The organism is Pedobacter sp. JCM 36344 (assembly GCF_046546555.1).
GTDB lineage: Bacteria > Bacteroidota > Bacteroidia > Sphingobacteriales > Sphingobacteriaceae > Pedobacter.
In genome coordinates this window covers 104869-128053 of sequence record NZ_JBKHKK010000006.1, presented here as the reverse complement: position 1 = coordinate 128053, position 23185 = coordinate 104869, and the positions used below count along the sequence as shown (strand labels likewise).

The following is a 23185-nucleotide window of genomic DNA, read 5'->3' as shown; positions in this document are numbered from 1 at the left end:
CTAGTTGTAATAACTTTTGCCTGCAATAAGAAGGTCATTCTTCTTTTCATCACAAACAGCATAACTGAAACCAGTTTGAATGGCATAGGCCCCATATTCGCCCTTTTTATTTAAGGCCAAAAACCCAACCTGAATGTTCTTTGCAATATCTGGCTTTTTCTTGATGATCCTCATAACTGCTTCTTTGCAGGCGGCCTCAGGAGTATATCCTTGTCGCATCAATTCCACAACCAAAAAACTACCTACATTTCTTATTACTTCTTCTCCTACACCTGTTGAGGTAGCACCACCAATTTCATTGTCGAGGTATAAACCCGCTCCAATAATCGGACTATCTCCTACACGGCCATGAAGTTTATAGGCCATTCCGCTTGTCGTACAGGCACCAGAAAGGTTGCCTTTAGCATCCAGAGCAAGCATTCCAATCGTATCGTGGTTATACTGATTGCCTGGCAATTTAGTAGGAGCAACCTTATCATAGCTTTTATTCTCAATATTCATTACTGGCGCATACTTAGCCGTTTTGAGCCATTCTCGCCAGTCAGCCTCACTTTTTTTAGTAAGCAAGTTTTCTCTTTTGAAACCGTTCTCTAAAGCAAATTGTAAAGCACCATCACCAACAAGCATCACATGGGGAGTTTTTTCCATAACCAGTCTCGCTACCGAAATTGGATGACTTATATGTTCTATTCCGGCAACGGAACCGCAATTTCCAAACTCATCCATAATGCAGGCATCAAGGGTCACATGTCCATCTCGATCGGGTAACCCGCCATAACCCACTGTTTGAATATTTGGATCTGCTTCAGGCACACGTACACCTGCTTCAACAGCATCCAAAGCCCTGCCACCAGAAGATAATACTTTCCAGGCAGCCTGATTTGCGGGTATCCCGAAGTCCCATGTTGAAATAACGATGGGCTTGGTACCTGCAGAAACTTTAGAAGATTGGATTACGGAGGCTATACTTTTTTTATCGACAACAAGTAACGACGCGGAAATTGCCGTTGCCTTAATGAATTTTCTGCGGTCAAACATGTTTGCTTGTGGTATTTAAATTATTTCAAAATTATCTGCGTCCTTTAAAAAAGGGAAGCTCCTGCGTGTTTTTATCAACTCCTTGTAACCTATGCTAAATGTGTATAGGTCTTCGTCTTCAGGCTTGTAATATATAGTTTTTCCCATTGGGTCGATACATTGCGAATGTCCGCTGTGATAGACTTCCTTTCCATCGTGACCTACTCGGTTTACACCAATCACATAACTCTGGTTCTCGATGGCGCGGGCAGGAATTAATGCATTCCAGTGTGCCGAACGTTTGTCTGGCCAGCTGGCGATGAGCAATAATATGTCATACTCTTCATTTTTGTTTCTTAGCCAAACGGGAAATCGTAAGTCGTAGCAAATAGCCAAACTAATTTTCCATCCTTTCAGTTGAACAATTACGTTCTCGGCACCTGCCTGGTAGTTTTTATCTTCCTCGCCCAATCCAAATAGGTGGCGTTTGTTGTAAAAGCTAAACTCTCCATTCGGATGCATCCAGATTAACCGGTTATAATAAAAATTTTCCTCTTTAATTATAAGACTTCCAGCTACAATACAGTCGTATTTGATAGCCGTTTGAGTCATCCATTGCATTGTAACTCCATTCGTTTCTTCCGCAAGCGCTTTAGCATTCATACTGAAGCCTGTGTTGAACATTTCAGGTAATATAATAAGGTCAGTCTTCTCTTTAATGCCCATAGAAAGACGAAGCGTGAGATTCTTGAGATTTTTTTCAATATTCTCCCAAAAAAGATAGGCCTGAAAAATAGTGATTTTTAGGTTACTAATGTTTGGGTAGTTGGAATCATCCATAGTTCTAATTCAATTAAATGTAACTTATAATTTCGTTAGTCTCTCAACGGCTTTTTCTAAGGTTTCTTGCTTTTTAGCAAAACAAAACCTCAGTACATGGTGATCCGTATTTCTACTGTAAAAGGCTGAAACAGGAATACTAGCGACGCCGTACTCTTCTACCAGTCTCAAAGCCATATCGTTATCGCTAAGGTCTGCAACCTCTTCGTAAGTAACGCATTGGAAATATGAACCATTACAAGGTAATAATTTAAATTTAGTTTCGCTAAGGAGAGCTCTGAACAGATCACGCTTCTGCTGGAAAAATGCACCTAGTTCAGTATATCTGGCAGAAACACTTAAATACTTAGCAATCCCAATTTGCATAGGTGTGTTTACACTAAAAACGTTGAATTGATGAACCTTTCTAAATTCTTTCATTAAGTATGCAGGAGCGAGACAGTACCCCAGTTTCCAACCTGTTGCATGCAACATTTTTCCGAAAGATGCCACTACAAAACTCCGTTCCCGAAGTTCAGCATATTTTGAAACGCTGAGGTGTTTTTCCCCATCGTAAATTATGTGCTCATAAACCTCGTCACTTAGAATCAAGATATCTGTGTCTTTTGTGAGCTTAATCAGTTCCTGAATATCATTTTCTTTCATTATTCTCCCAGTGGGATTTTGCGGACTATTTAAGATGATCATTTTTGTGTTGGCCGAAAATAACTTCTTTACCATGTTCCAGTCGATCTCATAATCAGGGGGCGAAAGTTCAAATGGCTTTACTAAACCTCCCAGTAATTTGATGGCGGGTGAATAGCAATCATAGGCGGGTTCAAAAATAATGACCTCGTCCCCAACACTTATAGTTGCCGCAAGTGCTGTGAAAATAGCTTGAGTACCACCTGCAGTAACAGTAATTTCGTGCTCAGGATCATAACTTGCACCGTACAGAGCTTCATTTTTACTTGCAATCATAGATTTTAATTCTTCCGTACCAGCCATAGGTGCATACTGGTTGTGTCCATTCTTCATTGCTTCAGTGACATAGGCGATCAACTCTGGGTCACAACTGAAGTCAGGAAATCCCTGAGAAAGATTGATGGCACCATGTTCTGTAGCAAGTTTAGACATCACAGTAAAGATCGTAGTGTCAACTCTAGGTAATTTCGTTTGTATAGCTATCATGCACAGCGAAAATAGAAATAATAATTATCCTAACATATCGGATTTATTTAATAATTTAAGCCTTCTATGACTTTTAAAACAAAAGAGAGCAAGCTCTTGCTCATACTCAGTGCTTTTTTTGTGGCGAACGCCATTCTATCGGAATTTATTGGTGTCAAAATATTTTCTGTAGAGGGTACACTAGGGATCAAAAATTTCGACATAAATCTGCTAGGCGTACCAAATCTTTCTTTTAATATGTCTGCAGGTGTACTTACCTGGCCTATAATTTTTATTATGACAGACATCATCAATGAATACTTTGGCGTAAAGCAAGTGCGATTTCTTTCCATTCTTACCGCTATTCTCATCTCTTATGCCTTCATTGTAGTTGCTGCGGCAATGCATTTGACGCCCTCAGTTTTTTGGGTAACACAAACTATTAATGGCAGCAAGTTAGATATGAACAATGCTTTTGCAGGGATCTTCGGTCAGGGAATGTGGATAATAGTAGGTTCAATTATCGCCTTTCTGGTAGGTCAGATTGCGGATGTCTTAATCTTTCATAAAATTAAAAGGATAACAGGAGATAAAGCGCTTTGGTTACGTTCTACCGGTTCTACACTCGTGTCGCAATTGATTGATAGCTTTGTGGTAATTTTTATAGCATTTTATTTAAATCCTCAATACAGTTGGAGCTGGCAGATGGTGGCCGCGATAGGACTTGTCAATTATATATATAAATTTATTGTTGCCATTCTCATGACCCCGATACTTTACCTTGTTCATGGCATAATAGATAAATATCTTGGAAAAGATCTGTCCCAGAGAATGATCACAATGGCTGGAAGAAGGTAAGCGGAATAATTTAACGAGGCACAAAACGTTTTACATGTCGCAACAGATCGTCAAGATCAAAAGGTTTACTAATGAAATCATCAGAGCAGGCCTCTTCAAGAACTGCCTTTTCTGCTGCATGTGCAGACATGACGATGATTTTTATATCCCTTGTGCTTTCTTTTTCTCTTAAATCTCTGCAAATGTCAATCCCATTACCATCAGGTAACATCACGTCAAGAAGGATTAGATCTGGTGTGGTGTGTTCCAGCGACTTATAGAAAGCGCTCGCATTTGAGGATGATTCCACTTTATAACCAGACTCTGTTAAAATATATTCTACGATGAAGCGTATGTCATCATCATCCTCAACAACATGTATAAGTTTATCCATAATTAAGTGCCTGTCCGTTTGAAAAAATAACGCGCTAAAGGAAAAAAGGTTTTGAAAACATGGACATAGTGCTCAAATAATATATATTTGGCGCATAAATTAAATAATTGAACATGGAAAAATTTTCAAAAGTAAAGGAATTATTAGCTTCTGTTGAGGCTGATGCAGAGAAGTTTTATAATGCTGGTAACAGTGCAGCGGGAACAAGAGTTCGTAAAGCAATGCAAGATTTAAAAGTTCTTGCTCAAGAAATTCGTGCTGAAGTAACCGATAAAAAAAACAGCGATAAATAAAGTTAATTTAGTTTAAGCCCCAGCAGTGATTTGGTCACTGCTGGATATTTTCTCGTCTAATTATGAGTTACACTCCTCATCCTGAAAGGTATAGTAAAATGAAGTACAGACGTTGTGGAAACAGCGGTATAATGCTTCCGGAGATTTCGCTGGGTCTTTGGCATAATTTTGGCCATGTAGACCAACTGGAAAACAGTGCCAACATTTTAAAGCTTGCCTTTGATAATGGTATTAATCATTTTGACCTGGCTAACAATTATGGCCCACCACCGGGTTCAGCCGAAGAGAATTTTGGAAAGCTTCTAGAAAGAGATTTCAGAGGCTATAGAGATGAAATGATCATTTCTACAAAAGCCGGCTATACCATGTGGGATGGACCTTATGGAGATTGGGGTTCCAAGAAATATCTTGTATCAAGTCTCGACCAGAGCTTAAAGAGAATGAATATGGAATATGTAGACATCTTCTATCATCATCGTCCGGATCCTGAAACACCTCTTGAAGAAACCATGCACACGTTGGATTTGGTGGTACGTCAAGGAAAAGCACTATATGTTGGAATATCAAACTACAGCGCAGACGAGGCGGCAAAAGCAATTAAGATTCTTAAAGAACTAGGTACGCCCTGTCTTATTCATCAGCCTAAATACTCAATGTATGAACGATGGGTAGAAGGGGGTTTGCTTGATCTACTGAGTAAAGAAGGAGTCGGCTGCATTCCGTTTTCACCGCTTGCGCAAGGGCTGCTCACTGATAAATACCTTAACGGCATTCCCATTGATTCAAGGGCAGCTAAGGCTCATGGAGCTCTACAGGAAAATCAAATTACAGAAGAAAAAGTTTCTCAGCTTAATAAATTAAATTTTATAGCTGAAAGTAGGGGACAAAAACTTGCGCAAATGGCGCTTTCATGGATTTTAAAGGATAACCGTATTACGTCTGTACTGGTGGGGGCAAGTAAACCAGAACAATTGGCAGACTCACTACAAAGTCTTGAATCTACTAACTTTAGCACAGAGGAATTAAGCCAGATTGATGAAATACTGGCAAATGCCTAACAAGAGCAGCTATGGAAGAGAATAAAGCCCTACCAGTACTTCACGCGAAAGAGATCCGCATACTTGGTGTCCTGATGGAAAAGTCAAAGACTATTCCTGAATACTATCCAATGACTATAAATGCGATTACTGTGGCCTGCAATCAGAAAACCTCCCGTAAGCCAGTTGTTCAGTATGATGATCAAACAGTAACATTAGTCTTGGATACTTTGAAGCGTAAAGGGTTAATTTCTACAGCAACTGGTGGATCCAGCCGGGTAATAAAGTATAAACATAACTTCGCTATAGTATTTCCCGTATTACCTGCCGAAGTTTCCATCTTGTGCCTACTAATGTTAAGAGGCCCTCAAACACCGGGAGAACTCAATACAAATTCGGGTAGACTGTATGAGTTCGATTCATTGGAAGAGGTGCAATCTGTTCTTGAGCGACTTTCAGATCCTCAGTTGCCATACGTTATGCAATTACCCAGGAGAGCAGGACAGAAGGAAACCAGGTATACTCACCTCTTAAGCGGAACTCCGGATATTTTGCAAATAGAACAGGAAACTGAATCATATGCTAAGCCTGCTGGCGAATTGGAAATTAGACTTGCCAAGGTAGAAGAAGAATTAGCCTTGTTAAAGGCAGATTTTGATAAGCTCATGAAAGAACTAATCGGATAACTTCTTTTTTTCGATACTTTTATTATCATTACTTAAAGTATCATTCATAACTTGTCTTTCCGCACCTAACGCTTGTGGAGCTCTAAGTTTTATTTTAGGCTCAGAACAGGATGAGCATAAAACCATGATAGTAAAAAAACGTATAATTGTCTTCATAACTTCTGACTAATTTATTGATTTAGTCAAAAATACAAACAAAGTTTATAGCTGCTCCTGCAGGCTGTGTTTTTGACAAATCTATGTCGAATCACATCAGCTAAAACAATTTGATAATTAGCCTGTTAGATTCTATTAAATTAGATTGCCAGAGCTATGAACGATCATTCAACACCAAAACCGGAATCAAATCAGTACGATGTGGAACATCCTGAGAATCTCAACCTCCCAAAATTTAATAGTAGTAGTGAAAAACGTGAAGGCGCCAAGTTGTCTGCTATAGAAAACATGAACGACCAGGATGAAAAAGTAAAGCCTGAGGACTCAAACAGAAGTAAGATGCCTGAGACTGACTTGGGGAATCATCCAGATGATGATGAAAAAGAAAGCGAAAGGATTATCAGGAGGTGAAGTACCCATAATTAATTTTCCCCTCTTCTTTTTTAGCAACTGATTTCTCCTTAATTAAGTCTATGCATATGATATTGTAGAGGCTCATATATACATTTGCCATCCAGACGATTTAAAAGCCTACAATTATATATCGTCGCCACTCTGCATACAGCAATGTATAACGTGTCATAATAAGCAGCTCTGAAGTAATATATAGTTTTGCTGTTTTTTGATTTTTCCACACAGTAATTTCTTGGTTCTCTAAATATTTCTTCTTTAGTAACGATCCAGGCGATACAGCGACAGGTAAAGCAAGTATAAATATCCAATATATAGGCTGATTCATTGTATTCTGGATTATTAAAGTACTTAAGCAGAACAAACTGTATGAAACATTGTTCTCATCAATGATTTTTGGTAGCTAGATAATGACGTTATTTGTTGTCAGATAAAACTCAACTAATAATTAGGTAAATGGAGAAGAAGAAACACAACATCTTTGAGCGGGTATCAAACAAAATAACAACGTGGACAGGAAGCGCCGCCGCTTTCGGTACTGCCCTCATGATCATAATTATTTGGATTATTACTGGTCCTATATTTCATTACTCAGATACTTGGCAGCTGGTAATCAACACCGGAACCACAGTCATCACTTTTTTAATGGTATTTCTTATACAGAAATCACAAAACAAGGATTCAAAGGCAATCCAGTTAAAGCTAAATGAACTGATTGCTGCAAGCCGACATGCAAGTAACAGAATGGTTGACATAGAGGATTTAACCGAATCTGAATTGGATGTTCTTCACAAATACTACCAAAAGCTTTCTGATATCGCCGAAGCTGATGGCGATATTCATCAATCACACTCCATAGATCAAGCTGTAGTCAGACACAAAGACAAAAAGTCGTTGGGACAAGGTCAAGGTTACTAATATTCTTTGTTGCTAACTTCAACAGCCGTCTTTCTTTTGAAGCGGTAGATCAGACTTCGCCGTTTTTCTTTTTTAACCGCTGGTCCGATTAAAAATCCATAAGGCTGGAGGTCAGGAACATTGTCGCAAATGATCTTTACGATTCCAAGCAAAGGAATGGCTAAAATCATTCCTGCAACTCCCCAAACCATTTCCCCGACCACGATAGACATTATTGTAAACAGGGAATTAATGCTTACTTGTTCGCCAACCACTAAGGGTTCCAGTATATAAGTTTGTATAAATTGCACTACGAAATAGGTTACCAATACCCAAACAATCATCTTCGCATCTCCACCCTGGGCTACAACCGAAAGGATTGTTAAGGATGTCCCGATGAGATTCCCAACGAAAGGTACAATTTCTAGGATACCACATAAAACTGCAAAAAATATAGCGTTTTCTACGCCGACTAATGAGAATCCGATACCATACATTATCCATAATACAAGGATCATAGCGCCGAGGCCACTTAAATATTTTTGAGCCACTTTCCCAGATTTATGAACGATTTCATCTGCAAGATTTTTGTCGCCTCCGTTAGCGAGTTTAAGTATGAAGTTCTTAATGTGAGATCTGTAGAATAGAAATAAGTACATGTAAACCATTACTAGTAAGGAATTTACAAGTAACCCAAAAGTACCCGAAGCAAAACCCATTGCGATACTTCCCGCAGTGCTCGCGCCAGACGGACTTTGTTGATTAATGATTTTTTCCTGCTGCCTAAAGGAAATACCGATAGTTCTGCTTAACCACTCTCTAGTGTTATTTAAAAGCTCGATTAACCTGTTCTTCATCTCATCCATATTCTCGGACAAACTGCTCAGTTGCCAGCTCATTAGAAGAATGATTGCAAGTACAGATATTAAGAATACTACGATGCAAATAAATGAGGCTAAACCCCTCTTAAGTCCTTTACTTTCCATCCAATTGCAAAACCTTATGAAAAGCATAGAAAATACCGCAGCAAGAGCTACCGGAATTAAGAACTCGTCGCCAAAATATAAGCCGGCGAAAGATAAAAACAAAAAGAATAAAATATAAACGCTTTGTTGCAGTTTAGGCATGATGAAATTTACTTTTTTCTAACCTCTTCATAGAGTTCTATGAGCAGGCTTTGAAGCTTAATAATCTCTTCCTCCCTTTTGTTTAACTTATTGGTTAAAATTTCTAATTCTTCCTGACGCTTTGACTGGAAATTGTCCTTTTCATGGGCCAATAAAGCAGTTACCGGAACTTCAAAAATCTTTGCGATCTGATCCAGTCTCGAATAGTTTACGTCAGTAATTCCTGTTTCGATCTTCGAAAACGCAGGTGTTGAAATCTTAAGCTGTTTCGCCACTTGGCTTTGATTCCAATTGTGCTTCTGTCTTAAAAGTTTGATATTTTTGCCAATGTGATCCATAAATTGCTTAAGTTTTTTATTAATGAATTATTTAAATTACAAAGAAAATAAAATGATCTACGAAATAAAAACAATACCGGATTTATATGTTAAACAAAAATCTGGTAGACTTATTAACGGAGCACGTTTTATCTTTCATTAAAGTTAATATAAATATATTTCTATCTGCTTATAAAATCGAGTAAAAGCAAACGATGTGCTAGTTAAAATGTTCTATTCCTTTAAAATCTCGTATTATGGACATTCTTAAGTTAAAGTCTCTATATATTGCTTTAATTTGCTGCTCATTTTTACTCTCTTGTAAAACTGGCACTTTAAATTTATTCAAAGCTGCATCGCCCCACGAGCAATACCAACGTAAGCTTACAACCACGGGTTTTGATCAAACCGCCGCTGGGTCAGCCTGGATAAATGCCTCAAAAGCCAGTTTGCTACGCCCTTCCCAAATCAAACTCCCGTTCAAAGAAAGAGGTTATTTCTCTGCAGAAAACGTAACAGCAATAGCGTATGAATTTACAGCGACGAAAGGTCAGAAAATTAGCATTGCAATCTCCCAAAAACCAGTTGAAGACTTTAGGATATACGTAGACCTCATGTTTTTGGAAAACCAAAAAATAAAATCTCTAGCGTTTTTAGACACCCTTAAAGTCGGCCTTGAATATGAAATCGATAACACCGGTAAATATCTGGTAAGACTTCAACCGGAATTGTTAACTAGCGGAGAATATCTCCTGGAGATTAATTACGGACCTTCACTAGAATATCCTATTAAAACAACTTCAAGAAATAATATACAAAGTTTCTTTGGAGATGGTCGTGATGCGAACACCCGAAAACATGAAGGTGTAGACATTTTCGCCGCCCGGCTTACCCCTGTTATCGCTTCAGCAAATGGAATAATTACCCGGGTGAACGAGAATAATCTTGGAGGAAAAGTAGTCTGGATGAGACCCACCGGAAAGAACTTCACTTTGTATTACGCGCATCTCGACAAACAGATTGCTGTAGAAGGTCAGCAGGTTGTTGTAGGGGACACTCTTGGACTTGTGGGAAATACGGGCAATGCCAGAACTACCGCTCCCCATTTACATTTCGGAATCTATGGTTCGGATGGCCCAGTCGATCCTTTTCCATTTGTAAATCCGTCGATCAAGCAGCTACCAGAAATCTTGGCTTCTGCTGAAAATCTGAATTCAACCATGAGGACTAATAGAACCACTGACATCTACGTTAGCGCCGAAGAAGTGGCAACCGAAATGAAATCATTAATATTAAACTCCATAGTTAAAGTACAGGGCGTCAATAAAAATTGGTATCGGATCGAACTTCCCGATGGAACATCAGGCTATTTACAAAGTAACAGATTGATCCCAATTACAAAACCAATTAAAGGAATTAGAATCGTTGCAACTGAACAAATGGTGTTTGATAAGCCTGACAGCACTGCAGCGCAAAAAACTTTAATGCCACTTAATTCCACCGTACAAATTCTGGGATATTCCGGTGATTATACGTTAATAAAGGGCTCATCAGACATATTGGGCTGGATTAAAACACGCTAACCCTTTTTAGAATAGTTCTAAATTTTAACAAATCAGCGTTTTATCGCAATGAATTGCGAAATTGATAAAGCAACAATAAAAAATCTAATAGTATTCTTTATGATTGAAAGAGAAGAAGAAAAATTCCTTACGTGTGATTCCAGAAGGGATTTTCTTAAACAAGGTTCATTGTACACCGCATTAGCTTTAACTCCTGCGCAGTTGCTGAAGGCAGCAGATCAAAACGCCGATGAAACATTTGCCGCTATGTTAGAGCAAATGCCACTAAACATCACTGTCAATGGAAAAGCCCATGTGCTCAAAGTGGAGCCAAGAGTAACACTATTGGATCTGCTACGGGAACAACTGGAACTTACTGGAACAAAAAAGGGCTGCGATCATGGTCAGTGCGGAGCATGTACTGTGCATATTGACGGTATCAGGGTCAACTCCTGTTTAACGCTCGCGGTCATGAACGAAGGTAAAAAAGTAACAACCATAGAAGGTCTTGCTATTGGTGGCGATTTGCACCCTTTGCAAGCGGCTTTTATCAAGCATGATGGCTTTCAATGTGGCTATTGTACACCTGGGCAAATCATGTCAGGCATAGCTTGTATCAAAGAGGGACATGCAGAAACAAAAAGCAGCATCAGAGAATATATGAGCGGAAACATTTGTCGCTGCGGAGCCTATCCAAACATTGTTGATGCGATTGAAGATGTTAAAAAGAGAGGGGTTCGAATATGATCAACTTCCAATACGTAAGGGCAAACAACGCCAAGTCTGCAATTGCCGCCGCAGCCAAAGACAAGAATTCAAAGTTTATTGCTGGTGGAACCAACCTGATTGACTTGATGAAAAGGGGAGTGTCATCGCCTGAGAAACTCATCGACATTAATCTTGTACCGCTAAAACAAATCGAGATGATTAAGGATGTCATCTACATTGGTTCGATGGCCACTAACGCTGATGTCGCAGATCATCAACTGATAAAGAGTCACTTTCCGGCACTGGGTATGGCCTTAAATGCTGGTGCCTCTCCACAATTGAGAAATGTAGCAACAGTAGGCGGTAACATCATGCAACGCACCCGCTGTGGTTACTTCTACGACACCGAAATGCCCTGCAATAAGCGTCAGCCAGGAAGCGGTTGCGGAGCTATTCAAGGTTACAGCCGTATGCATGCTATATTTGGCGCTTCGGAGAGTTGTATTGCAGTCCACCCAAGCGATATGTGTGTTGGGCTTTCCATTTTAGACACTACAATCGTTTTAGCCGGACCAAAAGGAGAAAGAAAAATGAAGTTTACAGAATTCCACAAACTTCCCGGAAACACCCCAGAAAAGGACAACAATTTATTAGCGAATGAAATGATAATAAGACTTGAGATACCTGTAGATGATCTCAATCAACGATCTTCGTACATCAAAGTCAGAGACAGGGCTTCTTATGCGTTCGCCTTGATTTCCGTTGCAAGTACCTTGATGGTTAAGGCTGATAAAATTACCGAAGCCCGTATTGCTATGGGTGGTGTGGCCCACAAACCCTGGAGGTTAACCGAAGCCGAAGCATTTCTAGTCGGCAAGGCACCAAGTCTGGAAGTTTTTGAACAAGCAGCAGCACTGGCTGTCAAAAGTGCACGTACGTATAAAGACAATGGTTTCAAGGTTAAACTTGCTACCAATACCATCGTCGAATCATTAAAAAGCATTTCTTAAAAAATAATATGGATCAGTATAAAATGGACGATGACGATCGCGTTGACGGAGTCGATAAAGTAACTGGAAGGGCAAAATACTTCGCAGAATATAAGGTTCCTGGAACAACCTATGGTGTATTGGTCACAAGCACTATTACCAAAGGTAAGATGGTATCACTAAACACCACTCAAGCTATGAAAGCGCCGGGCGTTCTTGATGTCATCTCGCATTTAAATAAACCATCCGTTCCGGGATATGAGCAAGCAGGAGGCCCATTAATGAAGATTTTCTATACCGATAAGATCTTTTTTAACGGTCAGCCAATAGCAATTGTAGTGGCTGATACTTTCGAGCGCGCCACCTATGCCGCCACCTTAGTGAAGGCCACCTATCTTAAAGAAGAGTTTAATACAGATTTTGAGCAACGGCTCAAGGATGAAAGCGCTAAGAAAACCATCGGACAACCCGATTATAAACGTGGAATTGAAAATGCCTACCAAAATTCAGCAGTTAAACTAGAGGAGACTTATACTATTCCTATTGAAACGCATAACCCAATGGAACTTCATGGGATTTTAGCAGATTGGCGACCAAACAATATGGTGACGCTCTATGCTAAAACCCAAGGTGTAAAAGCTACACAAGGAACGATTGCCAACGTTTTCAAGATACCATTAGAAAATATTCAGGTCAACTCAAAATTCGTTGGTGGGGGCTTCGGAATGGCACTCAAGACCTGGCCGGTAGAGATTGCTGCGGTTATGGCTTCCAAGCATTTAGCTAAGCCTGTGAAACTGATGATCACTAGAAGTCAGATGTTTACAATGGTGGGTAACAGGCCTGCAGCAGTACAAACTATAGGCCTGGGAACGAATAAGGATGGTAAACTCACGGGCATCACACATCGTGCTTTTGGTGAAACATCTTCTTATGAAACCTTTACTGAAGGGGTAGTCAATATGGCTAAGTTTATGTATCAGTGTGACAATGTGAATACTGCCTACACCGTTGTTCCTATGGATGTGAGTACGCCAATTTGGATGCGCGGACCCGGAGAGGCAACCGGTGCTTTTGCCCTGGAAAGTGCGATTGATGAGATGGCCTTTGCCTTAAATATGGATCCTTTAGAGTTTAGAATGAAGAATGATCCGGAAACTGATCAGCAAAGGAAATTGCCTTTCTCCAGCAAGAATGTTAAAGAAGCATACCTTATGGGAGCTGAAAAGATAGGGTGGTCGGAAAGAAGTCAACAGCCAGGAAAACGCCAGGTTGGTCCATGGTTATATGGATGGGGTGTGAGCACAGGCGTATTTAATGCCAATAGAGGAAAAGCTAGCGTGAAAGCCATTCTTAAGGCCGATGGAACTTTGTTACTACAAAGTGCCGCCAGCGATATCGGCCCTGGTACTGGTACAGGAATGGTTTTAATTGCCAGCAAAGTGATGGGGATCCCGGTTAATAAGATAACTTTTGAACTTGGTGATTCTTCTTTACCACCGGCTCCTAGTCAGGGTGGTTCCGCTACCTTATCAACCGTTGGCTCGGCGGTTAATGATGTATGCGTTGCCCTTAAATCCACTATAGCTGAGCTTGCCGCTAATTCAAATATGGACGCGACCTCAAAGTTCATCGACGTGCTAAAAAAGAATAACCTGCCCATGGTTGAAGTTACCAAGCAAAGTCAGGCAGGTTCAGAGCGAGAGAAATATTCGATGTATTCTTTCTCGATCCACTTTGTCTCTGTCAGGGTACACAGCTCCACAGGGGAGGTTAGAGTCCATAAAATCGTCTCGGTTGGAGATTCAGGTACAATCGTGAGTCCTAAAACTGCAAGAAGTCAAATGGTTGGAGGAGCAGTTGGAGGCATCGGAATGGCGCTCACCGAAGAAGCGGTGATTGACCACCGCTACGGAAGGTATATCAACAATAATTTTGCAGACTACCATGTGCCAGTCCATGCAGATGTTCCTGAAATAGAAGTGCACTTTATCAATAAGCCAGATCCATATATCAACCCGATGGGTGCTAAAGGCATGGGCGAGATTGCACTAATAGGTTTCTCAGCAGCAGTTGCTAATGCAGTATTCAATGCTACTGGAAAACGAATTAGAAACCTACCAATTACACCAGATAAAATCCTTGCTTAAAAAAGTAAGAATTTTTACCGCCTGATTCCATCAGTTCATCGTCAAAACTTCGGTACAAGACAAAGAGGATTTAAAGTTGGTAAGACCATTGATGAATATTCTATTCGGTGAGAGGAACTGGACCTTCGCTTTTGATGATGAAGACAAAATTCTGCGCGTAGTAAGTTCTATTCCATGCGGGCCGGTAATTGAAGAAATCTTTAACCAACGTGGATTCTTTTGTCAGGAGCTAAAGTATTCTTTGACTGAATTCAATGTCTAATCTGTTTAATTAATTTTTTCCAACTATATTGGGCGCAATTGGTTCATAACATAACTTTATTGTCCCCATTATGACTAAAAATATCTTTATAGCCTCAGCAGAGCCCTATACCGGGAAGTCAGTCATTGCTTTTGGTATGATTAATATGCTCTTGGCAAAGACGCAAAACGTAGGTTATTTCAAGCCGATTATTGCCCAGGAAGATCCAAATCAAAAGGATGAGCATGTTGAGGCCATGCTCGACTATTTTTCTCTTCCAATAAACTATGAAGACGCATTTGCATTCACCCGTCAAGAGATGTTAAATCGATCAGATAATTTTGGGGAGATCATAAATACCATCATTAGTAAATACAAAAAATTAGAAGATAACTACGATTTTACAGTCATTGAAGGGAGTGACTTCCTGGGAGAAGGTATAGCCTTCGAGTTTGAATCTAATGCCCTAATGGCTAAAAACCTTGGTGCACCGGTGCTAATAGTCGTTTCCGGTAAGGGCAAGACAGCCAGTCAGCTGTTCAAAACTGCTATTAACATTTACCGCAATTTTTTGATGCGAGATGTGCAGGTCTTGGGCGTAGTCGCAAATATGGTCAATCCTGATGAAGCTGATAGGATTAAGCAAGCGTTGACTAATCAACTGCCACCGGAGCTATTAATCGCCGTTATTCCGATGGAGAGTGGCCTGCAGAGCCCAACCATGAAGGAAATCACTGTAGCCCTTGATGCCAATGTGCTCTTTGGAGCAGATCTGATGGATAATCAGGTAGACAACTTCGTTACCGGGGCAATGATGCTACCTAATTTTTTAAGGCACATCAAAGATAATTTATTGATCGTAACCCCTGGAGATCGAGGGGATATCATCATCGGTTCCCTGCAAGCTAACCTTTCTGTCAACTATCCAAAAGTTGCAGGCATTGTGCTAACTGCCGGTAGCTTACCAGATGAACCAGTGATCAAACTGATTGAAGGTTTGCAGACCATAATTCCTATTATTTCAGTGCAGAAGGGAACTTTTGAAACTACAACTGCGATTGGAGCAATACACTCCAAGATTACCATCGACAATAAAAAGAAGATCGAATTGGCTATAGATGTTTTCGAGAGGTATGTCGATCTTAAATCCCTGGATGATAAAATCATCACCTTTAGTTATAAAGGCATCACGCCCCACATGTTCCAATACCAATTGGTTAAATGGGCAAAAAGCAAGAAGAAACATATCGTTTTGCCGGAGGGGAATGACGATAGAATCTTGAAGGCGGTAGAAAAGTTGATAGCTCAGGATATTGTAGATATTACCCTCTTGGGAGACCCTGTAGAGATCGGTTCCAGCATTAAAAGGTTAGGACTCTCATTAGACCTTAATGCGATCCATATACATAATCCGGCTGTTTCTGAGTATTATAACGACTATGTAGAAACGCTTTATGAGTTGCGTAAAACAAAGAATGTAAATATGGAAATGGCTACAGATTTGATGACTGATGTCTCCTATTTCGGTACGATGATGGTTTACAAAGGCCACGCGGATGGAATGGTATCTGGCGCTGTACATACCACTCAGCATACCATTAGACCAGCTTTGCAGTTTATTAAAACGAAGCCAGGTGTATCCGTGGTATCGTCAATCTTCTTTATGTGTTTACCGGAAAGGGTGGCCATCTTCGGCGACTGTGCAGTAAATCCAAATCCCACTGCGCAGCAGCTGGCTGAAATAGCAATATCTTCGGCAGAAAGTAGTGCTAAGTTCGGTATTGAGCCCAGGATTGCGATGTTATCATACTCTTCTGGAACATCTGGAGAGGGTGAAGATGTAGAACGTGTTCGTCAAGCCACAGCAATTGTTAAGGCTAGATATCCAGAACTTAAGATAGAAGGACCTATACAATACGACGCAGCGGTAGATCCCTTAGTAGGCCAGCAGAAACTACCAGGATCAGAAGTCGCTGGTCGTGCAAGCGTATTGATATTCCCAGATTTAAATACTGGAAATAATACTTATAAGGCGGTGCAAAGGGAGACAGGTGCACTAGCAATCGGTCCAATGTTACAGGGTCTTAATAAACCAATTAATGATTTGAGTCGCGGTTGTACTGTTGATGATATCTTCAATACAGTAGTAATTACTGCGATCCAGGCACAGGAAATCTAATTATGTTATGAATATTTTAGTTATCAATTCAGGGAGTAGCTCCTTGAAATATCAACTCTTCAAAATGCCGGTTAAAGACCCGATTTGTAGCGGTCTGGTAGAGCGCATCGGTATTGAAGGCTCTTTTGTAAAACATACAGTCTTTATTGCAAATGAAAAACATGCTGTGTCAAAAGAGGGCTTCATCGCGAACCATGGAGAAGCGTTGAACCAGGTGTTGCATCTCCTTGAGGAAGGAGAACATCCGGTAATTGACAGTCCGGATGATATAGCTGCGGTTGGCCACCGTGTAGTGCATGGTGGTGAGCATTTTGGTGGTGCAACAGTTATCAACGAGGAAGTTAAACAGAAAATTCAGAAGTTATTTTCCCTGGCACCGTTGCACAACCCTGTCAATTATACTTGTATTGAAGTGGCAGAGCAAACCTTCAAAAAGGCATTTCAAGTTGCGGTGTTTGATACCGCTTTCCATCAGACTATACCCGAACAGGCCTACAGATATGCCATTCCGGAATCTTATTATAAAGAGCAGGGAATCCGGGTTTATGGCTTCCATGGTACCAGCCATAAATATGTTAGCGAACAAGCCAATCATTGGCTTAAACGAATAGACACTAAATTAATCAGTATCCATTTGGGTAACGGTTGCAGCATAACAGCAATTAAAGATGGTAAGTCCATCGATACTTCAATGGGATTTGGTCCACTTAGTGGTTTAATGATGGGAACTCGCTCAGGCGATATTGATCCTTCAGTGATCTTTCACCTAATGGAACATGAAGGCTACACGTTGGAGCAACTCAGTAAGCTATTGAATAAACAATCTGGACTCCTTGGTGTTGGCGGCTCAAGTGATATGAGGGACATCCGGAAATTGGTAGCTCAAGGAGATGAAAAGGCTATTTTGGCTATCAAACTATACGCATATAGAATAAAGAAATTTATAGGTTGCTATGCTGCTGTATTGAACGGAATTGACGCGATTATTTTTACCGCAGGTGTAGGAGAGAATGATGTAGATCTACGAAAGGCAATTTGCAAAGAATTGGACTTTCTGGGTATATTATTGAACGAAGAGCAGAATGCAAGCTATAGTGGGGTGATAAGTGATATTAGTAATTCAGACGGCAAGGTTAGGATTCTTGTTATTCCAACTAACGAAGAGTTCGAGATCGCAAGTCAGTGTTATAGCCTGATTGAATAGAGCTAGTACACAACTCAAAGGTAACAAGTAGGGGGCTCTGAGGCAACTGGTTGGGCAAAAGCACCCTTTTGCCCAACGAATCTCCCTCTAGACCTATGTTAGTCCCCAATCAGTCCTAGAACTGGTATCATTTGAAATTTAACGCGGAGTTTTCAAAGTGACTTTGACTGTATGGAACTTATTGTTGGATTAACTACCCATTTTGTTCGATAATAAACGCTTTGTTCGATATTGGGCACCTTTTATTTTTTTTATTTTTCATAAAATACTGATAATAAGTTGATTAATTTTGGTATCACTGTTGTATTCACCATGTGAAATCATGGGTAATGGATAAATCAATAGAGGTAGAGGTAACAAAGCAGCGGAATAAGAAAAGAACTCTAGTCATCACCATAGTGGTGGTGTTGATTGTTCTTGGAGTATTTGGTGTTCGTGCCTTCATTCAACCGAGCATAACACGAGCAGAGTTTACCTCGGCAGTTGTTGGAGTCGGTGACATCGAAAATACCATAAATGCATCTGGAGAAGTGTTACCAGAATTCGAAGAAGTGCTTACCAGTCCGATAAACGCAGCACTACGTGACGTACTGATGGACGTAGGCATGAAAATTAATGCAGGACAATCTATCCTGACTTTGGATAAATCAGCTGCACAAACCGAATATGATAAGCTCGGTTTTCTTATTGAATCAAAGGAAAATGAGATCCGTAAGCTCAAGCTGGATCTTACAAAGACATTCTATGACATCAAGTCCAACAACAGCATCAAACAGCTTCGCATCAGCAATTTTAAGGATGCAGTTTCTAGTGCCAAGCGCCTGTTTAATGTCGGTGGGGGTACCAAGGAAGATATTGATCAGTCAGAGTTAGACTTAAAAGTTGCAGAGCTTGAAAAGCAGCAAATAGAGAATGAGATTAGAAGCAAGCAGCAAACCATGAAAATCGAGATCAGAGAGGCAGAGATCTCTTTGGCCATTCAACGAAACGACCAATCAGCGTTAACTAGAAAACTGAAGTTGGCAGACATCATTGCCACCAGAGATGGTGTCATTACCTGGGTTAATAAGAATATTGGTGCTAGTGTTAAAGAAGGGGAGTCGCTCGCTAGAATCGCCAACTTAACCGATTATAAAGTAGCAGGCAGTATTTCAGATATGCAGCTGGAAGATTTACGAAACGGCATGCCAGCGATCATCAGAATAAACGACACGCAGCTTAGGGGTAGTATTAACAAGATTTTTCCGGCCGTAAACAATTCAATTGTTTCTTTCGAGGTACGACTGAATGAAAAAGATAGCAAGTTGCTGAGACCGAATATGAAAGTGGATGTGTTTTTAGTTACGGCAACTAGAAACAAAGTGCTGAGGGTGCCAAATGGCCCGGCCTTCAAAGGTTCTAATGAACAGGTAGTTTTTGTTTTGAAGAATGGAAAAGCAGAACAACGTTTAGTTAAGTTGGGTTTAAGCAACTTCGATTTTGTGGAAATCCTGAATGGCTTGAGGCAGAGAGATGAGGTGATCACATCCGATATGAAAGAATACGAAAACGCTAAACAAATCATAATTAAATAGCGGGAGGATGAGCAGAATATTAATCTTTACGGTTTTCTTTATTATGCTAATAGGAGGTTCTCTTTTCGTTAAAGCCGTTAATCTGGTAAAATGTGATACGCTAAAATTGACATTAAAGGAAGCAGTAGGGTGGGCAAAGACGAATTCCATAGCAGCAAAACAAGCCGTCACCATTAAGGAAACAAAATATTGGGAGTGGCGCACTTTCAGATCAAACTATCAGCCACAGCTGGCACTAAGTGGAATTCTGCCCGGCTACAATAAAGCTTATGCCCAAGTATTGCAGCCGAATGGCACTATCCTCTTCCAGCCTATACGTAACGATAATTCTTCGTTAACCTTAGATTTTAAACAAAGTATTGCAGCTACAGGTGGAACAATTTACGGGACTACAGAACTGCAGCGCTTCAGTGATTTTGATAGGAATACGGTTTTGTATAACGGCACGCCGTACGGGCTCGGATATACACAACCTTTACTTCAATACAATAGTCTGAAATGGGATAAAAAGATTCAGCCGCTAAAGTTTAATGAAAGCAAACAGGCCTACATTGAATCGCAGGAACAGATTTCCATCAAGGTTACGCAATACTTTTTTGACCTTTTGCTAGCTCAGGTAAACCTTCGTCTTGCAGAAGCAAACTTTGCCAACACCGGTAAAATCTTCAATATCGCGAACGCGAAATTTGAATTGGGTAAGATTGCCAAAAATGAGATCTTACAATTGCAGCTTGAGGTATTGAATGCGCAAAAATCGGTCGGTACAGCCAAAAGAGACTTTGAGATTGCCGCATTGAACTTAAAAAGCTATAGCGGAATTGAAGGAGAGGAGCGTCTGAAACTTACAGTGCCTGATCCGGTAGCTCAGTTTAGTGTGTCGTCCGACAAGGTAATTGCAGAAGCATTTGAAAACAGGTCTGACGCCATAGCATTTGCTCGCCGATTGGCAGAGGCCAAACGGGAAGTGGCAAAAGCAAAAGGGGAAAACGGATTGGTGGCCACACTGCGTGCCAATGTTGGATTCTCTAATTCGGCAACCAGGGTATTCGACGTGTACCGCTCACCTAAAAGTCAGCAATCCATAGAACTTCAGCTATCCATACCGGTTTTAGATTGGGGAAGGTCTAAATCGAGAACCAAAACTGCGCAGGCCAATGAGCAACTGGCTAGGTATGAGGTGGAGCAGGACAAGCAAACGTTTAAGCAAGAGATTATTACACAAGTCACGTTGTTCGATATGATGCAGGAGCAAATGGAACTTACGATTCGTGCCGACAAAATTGCTTCCGAAAAGTGCCAGATTGCCAGCGAGCGGTATGTTTTAGGAAGCTTAAGCATTACTGAATTAAGTATAGCTTTTCAGGAGAATGACCGCGCAAAACGCGATTTTGTAGCGGCGTTACGAGACTTTTGGGGAGCTTACTATCAATTAAGGTTTTTGTCATTATATGATTTTGAAACCAACCAAAAAATAAAATACTAAAAAGAACAGGATATGATACGTTTACAAAACATTGAAAAGGTTTACAGAACCGCCACCGTTGAGACGCTCGCTATCAATGGGATTAGTCTGGATATCGCAAGAGGGGAGTTTCTCTCCATCATGGGCCCTTCGGGCTGCGGGAAAAGTACGTTACTGAATATTATTGGCCTGTTAGACGAACCATCGAGAGGCCTTATCAAAATCGACGGACAGGATACGAGCCATTTTCGGGACCTGCAAATGGCTGCATTTCGCAACCAGAAGCTTGGTTTTATTTTCCAAAGCTATCATTTGATCAACGATTTGCAGGTGCTGGATAATGTGGAACTGCCGTTGTTGTATCGCAACTCTTCCGCAAAGGAAAGAAGGGAGTTGGCTACGGACGCACTGGAAAAGGTTGGTCTGAGTAACCGTCTTAAGCATTTTCCTAACCAGTTGAGCGGAGGTCAGCGTCAACGGGTTGCTATTGCCAGGGCGATAGTTGGTAAACCGCAAATTATTCTTGCTGATGAGCCTACAGGAAACCTAGATAGTGTTATGGGGAATGAGATCATGGACATACTGATCAACTTAAATAAGAAGGAGGGAACCACAATAGTTATGGTAACACATGATGAGCAGATGGCGCATAAAACGGATCGTTTGGTTAGGTTGTTTGATGGATCTCAAGTACAATAATTATGCTGAAGAATTACTTTAAAATAGCTATAGCTGTATTGAAAAGAAGAAAGTTCTTCACTTTCATCAGCTTATTTGGGATCAGCCTGACTCTTACCATTCTAACGGTTGCCACTGCGTTCGTGGACAAAGTGTTAAGTCCTGAATATCCGGATTATAAAAGAGATCGCTCCTTGTATGTTTCAAATATGGAATTTAAAAATACAAAGGAAGGTTGGATGAATAGAAATGATGTCTCTTACTACTTTTTAGATCATTACGTTTCCAGATTAAAAAGCGTTGATAAAGTTGCTATTTCTTCTAGTCCTAAATCCTCAAATGCCTATATCAATAACAAAAAGATAGTTTTAGGATATAAATACACCAATGCGGCCTATTGGGATGTGCTGGAATATAAGTTTTTGGAGGGCAAACCCTTCTCAAAGAAACAGATTGACAATGCAGAACTTATAGCGGTAATTTCAAAAGAAACGAAGGAAGCTTATTTTGGCAATGAGAAGTCAGTTGTAGGAAAATACATTTCTGCTGATAACATTAATTATCGTGTGATTGGAGTAGTTGACAATGTTTCAAAAACTCTTAGAAACCTGGCTGGCGACATGTATCTGCCCTACACGCTGTCCAGGGAAGTTTCTAGTAACAGTCTGATGGGTTCTTTTAATGGTATCTTACTAGCGAAATATAAGGCTGATGTACCTGCCATGAAGAATGAGTTTAACCAAATGGTGAGCAAGCTTCCTTTGCCAAGCACTGAATTTGATAAATTGTATTGTAACGCTGATTCATTCTTTGACAGTATGACCAGAAGACTCGGAGGTGATACGACAAATACAGCAACCACCAGAGTGGTTGCTGTCAGTGCGGTTTTACTGTTGCTCTTCTTACTGCTGCCGACAATCAATCTGGTAAACATTAATATTACGAGAATTATGGAGCGTTCCTCTGAAATAGGTGTAAGAAAGGCATTTGGAGCATCATCAAGAACCTTGGTATTTCAGTTCTTGGTTGAGAATATGATCCTCACTTTTATGGGGGCCTTAATGGGACTGGTCTTCTCCGTGTTGGCTATCAGCTTTACTAACAATGCCAATGTAATTTCAAATATGAAACTCAGTATAAACTTTACAGTATTGTTTTACAGCCTGATTGTCTGCCTGTTTTTTGGTTTTATTTCAGGCGTTTATCCTGCATGGATCATGTCCAGGCTTAACGTAGTGAAAGCACTTAAAGGTTAATAATTCTCAATTAAAAAACAT

General features: G+C 40.4%; 23 protein-coding genes. 17 read left to right on the top strand and 6 right to left on the bottom strand.

The window, feature by feature from the left end; genetic code table 11:
* Genes ACHFIZ_RS07730 through ACHFIZ_RS07720 form a run of 3 tightly spaced genes read right to left on the bottom strand, consistent with a single transcriptional unit; the run spans position 1 to position 3027 of the window.
* Entirely contained in the window at positions 1–1038 is a 1038-nt protein-coding gene (locus ACHFIZ_RS07730; RefSeq protein ID WP_410884513.1) for a N(4)-(beta-N-acetylglucosaminyl)-L-asparaginase, read from the bottom strand.
* 15 nt (positions 1039–1053) lie between these two features.
* Positions 1054–1857 (bottom strand): nitrilase family protein, encoded by an 804-nt coding sequence (locus tag ACHFIZ_RS07725; protein WP_410884511.1) that lies wholly within the window; start codon positions 1855–1857, stop codon positions 1054–1056.
* Positions 1858–1881: 24 nt separating this feature from the next.
* Positions 1882–3027 (bottom strand): methionine aminotransferase, encoded by a 1146-nt coding sequence (locus ACHFIZ_RS07720; RefSeq protein WP_410884509.1) that lies wholly within the window; start codon positions 3025–3027, stop codon positions 1882–1884.
* Between the two features lie 66 nt (positions 3028–3093).
* Here ACHFIZ_RS07720 and ACHFIZ_RS07715 point away from each other — a divergent pair, with 66 nt between their 5' ends.
* Positions 3094–3864, top strand: a complete 771-nt coding sequence (locus ACHFIZ_RS07715) for a queuosine precursor transporter (protein ID WP_410884507.1) — start codon at positions 3094–3096, stop codon at positions 3862–3864.
* Between the two features lie 10 nt (positions 3865–3874).
* Here ACHFIZ_RS07715 and ACHFIZ_RS07710 read toward each other — a convergent pair whose 3' ends face one another.
* Positions 3875–4237, bottom strand: coding sequence for a response regulator transcription factor (locus tag ACHFIZ_RS07710; protein ID WP_410884505.1), 363 nt, complete (start codon positions 4235–4237; stop codon positions 3875–3877).
* Positions 4238–4350: 113 nt separating this feature from the next.
* Here ACHFIZ_RS07710 and ACHFIZ_RS07705 point away from each other — a divergent pair, with 113 nt between their 5' ends.
* The 5 genes from ACHFIZ_RS07705 (at position 4351) to ACHFIZ_RS07685 (ending at position 7738) form a co-directional block, all read left to right on the top strand.
* Entirely contained in the window at positions 4351–4530 is a 180-nt protein-coding gene (locus ACHFIZ_RS07705) for a histone H1 (protein ID WP_410884503.1), read from the top strand.
* Between the two features lie 62 nt (positions 4531–4592).
* Positions 4593–5588 carry an L-glyceraldehyde 3-phosphate reductase gene (mgrA, locus tag ACHFIZ_RS07700; RefSeq protein WP_410884501.1) on the top strand — a complete coding sequence of 332 codons (996 nt, stop codon included), beginning with the start codon at positions 4593–4595 and terminating at the stop codon, positions 5586–5588.
* Between the two features lie 11 nt (positions 5589–5599).
* A complete protein-coding gene (locus ACHFIZ_RS07695) occupies positions 5600–6253 on the top strand; it encodes a YceH family protein (protein ID WP_410884499.1) in 654 nt (217 codons plus the stop codon).
* A gap of 312 nt (positions 6254–6565) precedes the next feature.
* The gene (locus tag ACHFIZ_RS07690; RefSeq protein WP_410884497.1) at positions 6566–6820 is read left to right on the top strand and encodes a hypothetical protein; all 255 of its coding nucleotides are present in this window, start codon (positions 6566–6568) and stop codon (positions 6818–6820) included.
* A 456-nt stretch (positions 6821–7276) separates the two neighbouring features.
* Positions 7277–7738: a low affinity iron permease family protein gene (locus ACHFIZ_RS07685; RefSeq protein ID WP_410884495.1), complete on the top strand. Its 462-nt coding sequence runs from the start codon at positions 7277–7279 to the stop codon at positions 7736–7738.
* On the opposite strand, the gene ACHFIZ_RS07680 is transcribed toward ACHFIZ_RS07685, so the two are convergent.
* Together ACHFIZ_RS07680 and ACHFIZ_RS07675 are read right to left on the bottom strand one after the other, a co-directional pair.
* On the bottom strand, positions 7735–8844 hold the full coding sequence (locus ACHFIZ_RS07680; RefSeq protein WP_410884493.1) for an AI-2E family transporter: 1110 nt from the start codon (positions 8842–8844) through the stop codon (positions 7735–7737). The two genes, ACHFIZ_RS07685 and ACHFIZ_RS07680, sit on opposite strands and share 4 nt — an antisense overlap.
* 8 nt (positions 8845–8852) lie before the next feature.
* Positions 8853–9182, bottom strand: a complete 330-nt coding sequence (locus ACHFIZ_RS07675; RefSeq protein ID WP_410884491.1) for a helix-turn-helix domain-containing protein — start codon at positions 9180–9182, stop codon at positions 8853–8855.
* A gap of 236 nt (positions 9183–9418) precedes the next feature.
* Here ACHFIZ_RS07675 and ACHFIZ_RS07670 point away from each other — a divergent pair, with 236 nt between their 5' ends.
* From ACHFIZ_RS07670 to ACHFIZ_RS07620, 11 genes are all read left to right on the top strand, one after another.
* The gene (locus ACHFIZ_RS07670; RefSeq protein WP_410884489.1) at positions 9419–10744 is read left to right on the top strand and encodes a peptidoglycan DD-metalloendopeptidase family protein; all 1326 of its coding nucleotides are present in this window, start codon (positions 9419–9421) and stop codon (positions 10742–10744) included.
* 99 nt (positions 10745–10843) lie between these two features.
* Positions 10844–11470 (top strand): (2Fe-2S)-binding protein, encoded by a 627-nt coding sequence (locus ACHFIZ_RS07665; protein WP_410884487.1) that lies wholly within the window; start codon positions 10844–10846, stop codon positions 11468–11470.
* On the top strand, positions 11467–12441 hold the full coding sequence (locus ACHFIZ_RS07660; protein WP_410884485.1) for an FAD binding domain-containing protein: 975 nt from the start codon (positions 11467–11469) through the stop codon (positions 12439–12441). Before ACHFIZ_RS07665 ends, ACHFIZ_RS07660 begins: the two co-directional genes overlap by 4 nt.
* An 8-nt stretch (positions 12442–12449) precedes the next feature.
* Positions 12450–14570, top strand: a complete 2121-nt coding sequence (locus tag ACHFIZ_RS07655; RefSeq protein WP_410884483.1) for a xanthine dehydrogenase family protein molybdopterin-binding subunit — start codon at positions 12450–12452, stop codon at positions 14568–14570.
* Between the two features lie 91 nt (positions 14571–14661).
* Positions 14662–14832, top strand: coding sequence for a hypothetical protein (locus ACHFIZ_RS07650; protein ID WP_410884481.1), 171 nt, complete (start codon positions 14662–14664; stop codon positions 14830–14832).
* A gap of 70 nt (positions 14833–14902) precedes the next feature.
* Positions 14903–16990, top strand: a complete 2088-nt coding sequence (gene pta, locus ACHFIZ_RS07645) for a phosphate acetyltransferase (RefSeq protein WP_410884479.1) — start codon at positions 14903–14905, stop codon at positions 16988–16990.
* 7 nt (positions 16991–16997) lie between these two features.
* Positions 16998–18194, top strand: a complete 1197-nt coding sequence (locus tag ACHFIZ_RS07640; protein WP_410884477.1) for an acetate/propionate family kinase — start codon at positions 16998–17000, stop codon at positions 18192–18194.
* A gap of 329 nt (positions 18195–18523) precedes the next feature.
* Positions 18524–19768: an efflux RND transporter periplasmic adaptor subunit gene (locus tag ACHFIZ_RS07635; protein ID WP_410884475.1), complete on the top strand. Its 1245-nt coding sequence runs from the start codon at positions 18524–18526 to the stop codon at positions 19766–19768.
* 7 nt (positions 19769–19775) lie between these two features.
* Positions 19776–21251 carry a TolC family protein gene (locus ACHFIZ_RS07630; protein ID WP_410884473.1) on the top strand — a complete coding sequence of 492 codons (1476 nt, stop codon included), beginning with the start codon at positions 19776–19778 and terminating at the stop codon, positions 21249–21251.
* Positions 21252–21263: 12 nt separating this feature from the next.
* The gene (locus ACHFIZ_RS07625; protein WP_410884471.1) at positions 21264–21929 is read left to right on the top strand and encodes an ABC transporter ATP-binding protein; all 666 of its coding nucleotides are present in this window, start codon (positions 21264–21266) and stop codon (positions 21927–21929) included.
* A 2-nt stretch (positions 21930–21931) separates the two neighbouring features.
* Positions 21932–23164 carry an ABC transporter permease gene (locus ACHFIZ_RS07620; protein ID WP_410884469.1) on the top strand — a complete coding sequence of 411 codons (1233 nt, stop codon included), beginning with the start codon at positions 21932–21934 and terminating at the stop codon, positions 23162–23164.
* The last annotated feature ends 21 nt before the right edge of the window (positions 23165–23185 follow it).